Source organism: Flavobacterium azizsancarii, from assembly GCF_027980145.1.
Classification (GTDB): domain Bacteria; phylum Bacteroidota; class Bacteroidia; order Flavobacteriales; family Flavobacteriaceae; genus Flavobacterium; species Flavobacterium azizsancarii.
In genome coordinates this window covers 1-265 of sequence record NZ_JAMZNK010000139.1, presented here as the reverse complement: position 1 = coordinate 265, position 265 = coordinate 1, and the positions used below count along the sequence as shown (strand labels likewise).

General features: G+C 40.0%; 1 protein-coding gene. It reads right to left on the bottom strand.

Translation table 11 applies throughout. The features are described from left to right. The coding region (locus tag NJT12_RS25225; RefSeq protein ID WP_271338808.1) for a hypothetical protein at window positions 1–265 on the bottom strand (265 nt) is incomplete at both ends.

The window sequence follows — 265 nt, the reverse complement described above, 5'->3', positions numbered from 1 at the left end:
AGTACCACTTGTCAAAGCTGTTGTACTTGGAATCAATGTTCCGCCAGTTAAAGCAGTATACCAAACGATATTAGATTCGTTTAACTGAATACTTGCAAAAGTTGGCAAAGTGGACTGACAGAAATTCTGTGTTCCCGCAGTTACCAAACTTGGTGTTCCAGGATCTGTTACTATTACGGCAACTTCCAGTCTCAATGCACTCTCACAAAGTGAAGTTGCATCTTTTATCGCCGCATAATAAGTACCACTTGTTAAAGCTGTTGTA